The organism is Sphingomonas sp. CCH9-E2, from assembly GCF_001557215.1.
Lineage (GTDB): Bacteria > Pseudomonadota > Alphaproteobacteria > Sphingomonadales > Sphingomonadaceae > Sphingomonas.
Genome location: NZ_LSJM01000255.1, coordinates 1 through 4,103, shown reverse-complemented (window position 1 = coordinate 4,103; position 4,103 = coordinate 1). Strand labels below are relative to the sequence as shown.

General features: G+C 68.5%; 3 protein-coding genes. All 3 read right to left on the bottom strand.

Features of this window, described 5'->3' with window-relative positions:
• Positions 1 to 133: 133 nt before the first annotated feature.
• The 3 genes from AX681_RS11830 to AX681_RS11820 all read right to left on the bottom strand — a co-directional run bounded on the left by AX681_RS11830 (position 134) and on the right by AX681_RS11820 (position 3,878).
• Positions 134 to 1,513 (bottom strand): UdgX family uracil-DNA binding protein, encoded by a 1,380-nt coding sequence (locus AX681_RS11830; RefSeq protein WP_066660744.1) that lies wholly within the window; start codon positions 1,511 to 1,513, stop codon positions 134 to 136.
• Positions 1,514 to 1,659: 146 nt separating this feature from the next.
• Positions 1,660 to 2,658, bottom strand: a complete 999-nt coding sequence (locus tag AX681_RS11825) for an SO2930 family diheme c-type cytochrome (RefSeq protein ID WP_231734950.1) — start codon at positions 2,656 to 2,658, stop codon at positions 1,660 to 1,662.
• 20 nt (positions 2,659 to 2,678) lie between these two features.
• On the bottom strand, positions 2,679 to 3,878 hold the full coding sequence (locus tag AX681_RS11820) for a parallel beta-helix domain-containing protein (RefSeq protein ID WP_066660743.1): 1,200 nt from the start codon (positions 3,876 to 3,878) through the stop codon (positions 2,679 to 2,681).
• Positions 3,879 to 4,103 lie beyond the last annotated feature (225 nt).

Sequence of the window (4,103 nt, the reverse complement as noted above, 5' to 3'; positions counted from 1 at the left end):
GGTGGTGGCGGCGGCATGGTTTGCGTGTGGGCAGGCGCGGCGGACAGGCCGTAAACGGTCAAAACCAACGCTGCGATCGCCCCGAGTCGCATCCTGCCCCCCAACCGGACTGTGACCCTGTGCGGCCTGGCTGTCAAAGACGCGCTGCAGCGGCGCGCAGGTCGGCGATGAAGGCGGCGTGCTGTGCCGCCTTCGCCTCCGGGTCGGGCAGGCGCAGCAGATAGCTGGGGTGGACGGTGATCCATGCCTCTGCGCCCGAATCGAGCCGGATGGCGCGGCCGCGTTCGCGCGAGATGGTGACGGCCTTGCCCAGCAGCGAGCGCGCGGCGGTGGTGCCGAGGGCGATGACGACCCTGGGCCGCACGATCAGCAATTCCTGTTCGACCCACCAGCGGCACGCGCTGATCTCGCCCGCATCGGGGGTGGCGTGAATGCGACGCTTGCCGCGCGGTTCGAATTTGAAATGCTTGACGGCGTTGGTGAGATAGGCAGCGGAACGGTCGATCCCTGCCTGTGCGAGCGCGTCGTCGAGCAACTGCCCGGCCGGGCCGACGAAAGGGCGGCCGGCCAGGTCCTCCTGGTCGCCGGGCTGTTCGCCGATCAGCATCAGCGGGGCATCGACCGGCCCTTCGCCGAACACGGTCTGCGTCGCGTGTTTGTAGAGGTGACAGCGGGTGCAGGCCATCGCCTCGTCGCGCAGCGCGGTCCACGCCTTGGTCGCATTGTCGCCGGGTCCGGTCATCCGCGCCGTCTCCACCATCGCCAGTTCGCGGGCGCGCGCGCCCTTGATCAGTTCCCCCACCAACGCGGTTTCGGGCATGTTTTTCCAGTATTTGCGCGGCATTTCCTTGAGCATCGCGCCTGTCTTGAGCCGGGCGGGGTTGAAGATCGACGCGTAATAGGTCTTCCACACCGCCTCGACCGGATCGTCCTGCGGCGCGTCGGCCTTGCTCGCGCCGGGACCTTCGCTGAGCGCTGCGCCGTCCCAATGCAGGGTCAGTTCCGGCGTGAGGATCGACCAGCGCATCGTATGGAAGCGGTCGACGAAGAAGCGCGCGTTCGCACGGACGATGTGATGATCCGGCTCGAACCAGGCGATGAAGCGGGGGCCGGTGTCGTCGGCGACTTCGCGGAAGCGCAGGAAGGCGCGCATCTTGTGGATGTCGCGGCGCACCGATTTGGCCATGTCGTCGAGGCGGCGCAGCAGCGGATCGGCCTTGTCCTCGATGCTGCCCGGTCGCGCGATCACGCGGGTCAGCAGCGTGTAGAGCAAAGCGAAGCGCTCGGGGTCGCTGTGCAGGATCGCCTCGCGCGCGAGGCTGACGAAGCGGCGCGAGACGCGCAGTTCCGGGGTGGCGGCGGGGAGGACGGTTTCGTCGCCGAACAGGTCGGCGGGCCGGTCGCCGACTTGCCACACGACCTCCGACGGATCGATGCGGGCGGCGGCGAGCGAGCGAGCGGCATCGCGCCAGCCGTCGAAATCGTCCTCAGAAGTTAGGGCAACAACGCGCATTTTAGTCCCTTGTTGTTTCAGCAAGCTGAAACGGTTGCGGCACCAGCCCGCTCCCCCACCCGGCCACCCATCGCCAGGATATTCTGGAATGGGTGGCCGGGTGGGGGAGCGGGCTAGTGCCGTGTTCGGCGCAGCCGAACCTCAAACTAGCTTGCGGGGAGCGATTCGATCCATTCGGACAGCAGCGCGATTCCCTCGTCATGCGCGGTCGCGCGGCCGAGTTCGGGCATGGCGACGCCCGGGTCGGTGCTGCGCAGGCGGTAGATCAGGATCGAGCCTTCGGGGTTGCCCGGCGCAATGGCGAAGTCGCGCCCACCGCTGCCACGCCCGGCCGCGACCGGGCGCTTGCCGATGCCGAGCGCGACGGGGTCGGCGCGGTCGAGTTCGAGGAACAGGCCCGAGTTGGACGCGGCCCCCGCCGGATTGTGGCAGTGGGCGCAGTTGATTTCGAGATAGGCGCGCGCGCGGGCGTCGAGCGGAGCCTTGGGATCGTCCCAGCGCGCGACGCGCGGCGCACTGGCGGGGGCGCGGTCGAGCAGGCCGGCCTTGACCAGCGCCTGAAGCTGGCCGTCGTGGTTGAGGTAGCGCGCCTTGGGACCGATCGGGGTGATCTGGCCGGACAGCGCGTGGCAATCCTTGCACTGATTCTGATTGGGCACGGCGTAGCTGATCTGGCGCGCGCGGCCCGATGGGTCGGTGAAGCTGACCGGAAGGCGGGTGCCGGCGCGCTTGACCACCGCGTCGGTCCCCTCGGCGTTCCAGACATAGGGGATCGCGACCCAGCCCGATGCGCGACGCAACAGCAGACGGGTCTCGATCGGCTTGAACGCGGTGCCGGTGCCGTAGCCGAAGGTCTTGATGAGGGCCGAGCCGACCGGGAAGTCGAACGCGGCCTTGGCGTCGTACTTCGCCCGCTGGCCGACGGGGACGTAGATGAAGCGCTGCTTCACGGCGTAGTCGGAGAAGAGTGGGGTTTCGAGGTCGTAGCCGACCACGCGCGCCGCGGGGGTGCGCCGGGTCAGATCGGTGAAGAAGCCATAGTCTGACAGTTTGGCGGGGTAGCCGTCGGCGGTAATCGCGGCGTCGTTGACCCGCGCAGGCTGACGCGCGGCGGCGACGCCGAACGCCGCTGCGCACAGGGCCAACAGAGCGATCCCCGCACGGGTCACTTCGCCGCCGCCTCCATCGCTGCGGGCAGCACCACTGCGGCGGGGCGGGGTGCGGCGGGGGCGTCGAGCTGCGTCTTGCCCGGCTTAGCCGAACTGGTCGGCGCGGCGAGCGCGAGGCCGAGGGTGAGGACCGGCACCGGATCGGCGACGTGCAGGCCGAGTTCGGCGACGGTTCCGGTGCCGTCCCACCATATCGGCGGCGCGGCTCCGCCGAATGCCGCGACGAGGAAGCCGCCGCCCTCGACCCCCGGCTCGAACCCGGCGCGACCATGGCGATTGCCCGAGACGACGATGCGGCGCGGATAGGGGTTGTACTTCTTGTCTTCGTAACTTTGGCGATACGACATGATGATGACGTTGGCGGTGGCATGCTCCGACAGATCGTTGTCGAAGACATGCACGCCGTCATTGGCCATCACCAGAACCCCGGTCCCCTTGGGCACCGTCGCGACGATATTGCCCTTTGGCGCGAAGTTCGGAGTGTCGTTGGCGAAGACCTTGTTGCCATAGACCCGCACGCTGCCGCCGCCCATGCGGGGCAGGTTGGGCAGGTCGAAGACGAGGATGCCGCCGGTGTTCCGGGTCGCGGTGTTGCCGAAGACGTCGGCGTGGTTGCTGTTCTCGATCTCGATTCCCGCGACATTGTGCGAGACGAACGAGTTGCGGACGATGATCTGTTCGGACTGGCCGACATAGATGCCGGCGTCGGATGCGCCCTTCACCGTCACGCCGTCGATCAGGATGTGGCTGCTGGAGACGGGATAGACCCCGTACGCGCCGTTGCTCTCCTTCGGCCCGCCGGTCCATTCGACGCGAATGTCCTTGTAGACGATGCGGTCGGCGCCCTTGGACTTGATGCCGTCGCCCTTGCTGTCCTCGACCGCGAAGCCGCGCAGGACGACGTCGTCGGAGGTGACGAGGAGGCCTTCGCCCGCGCCGAGCTGGCCCTTGAAACTGAGCACGGTCTTGTCGGGGCCGGCACCGCGCACGGTGACCTTGTCCACGTCGAGGCTGAGGCCGTCGGTCAGGTCGAACCGGCCTGCGCCGATCTCGACGACATCGCCGGACTTGGCGTCGAGCAGCGCCTGTTGCAGCCGCTCCTGCGCGTCGGGGCCGGCGGGGACGTTGAGGGTTTCGGCGTGCGCGAGCGTTGTGCTGGCGAGCAACGCTGCGGCCGCGACGGCGGTGCGGATCATGGGCCTCTCCTCGTTTTGGGGAGCAGCTTACGCAGTCCGCACCGCGCGTCCAGTCGTTTACAGCGGTGTCAGTAGGTTCCTCCCCTGAGCTTGCTCAGGGGAGGGGGACCGCCGCCGCAGGCGGTGGTGGAGGGGCTGCCCCGAAGAGGGCAGAATTTTGCCGAGCTGTTCACGGCCGTCTGCGCGGCCGCCCCTCCGTCAGCGCTGCGCGCTGCCACCTCCCCT